The organism is Bacillus cereus group sp. N11, from assembly GCF_016483605.1.
Classification (GTDB): Bacteria; Bacillota; Bacilli; order Bacillales; family Bacillaceae_G; genus Bacillus_A; species Bacillus_A toyonensis.
In genome coordinates, this window is sequence record NZ_JAEHBN010000084.1 from 1 (window position 1) to 248 (window position 248).

Genomic DNA, 248 nt, shown 5'->3' on the forward strand with positions numbered 1-248 from the left:
TCCGCAGTAGCTCAGCGGTAGAGCTATCGGCTGTTAACCGATCGGTCGTAGGTTCGATTCCTACCTGCGGAGCCATTATGCTTCCATAGCTCAGCTGGTAGAGTACTTCCATGGTAAGGAAGAGGTCACCGGTTCAACCCCGGTTGGAAGCTTGGAAAAAGTTTTTAAATTTTTGGCCCGTTGGTCAAGTGGTTAAGACACCGCCCTTTCACGGCGGTAACACGGGTTCGAATCCCGTACGGGTCACC

At 52.4% G+C, this 248-nt stretch carries 3 tRNA genes; all 3 read left to right on the forward strand.

Features of this window, described 5'->3' with window-relative positions:
- The 3 genes from JDS98_RS29775 (at nucleotide 1) to JDS98_RS29785 (ending at nucleotide 246) form a co-directional block, all read left to right on the forward strand.
- Nucleotides 1-75 (forward strand) — tRNA-Asn (locus JDS98_RS29775).
- Between the two features lie 4 nt (nucleotides 76-79).
- Nucleotides 80-152: transfer RNA gene (locus tag JDS98_RS29780), tRNA-Thr, on the forward strand.
- 22 nt (nucleotides 153-174) lie between these two features.
- Nucleotides 175-246 (forward strand) — tRNA-Glu (locus tag JDS98_RS29785).
- Nucleotides 247-248: the final 2 nt, after the last annotated feature.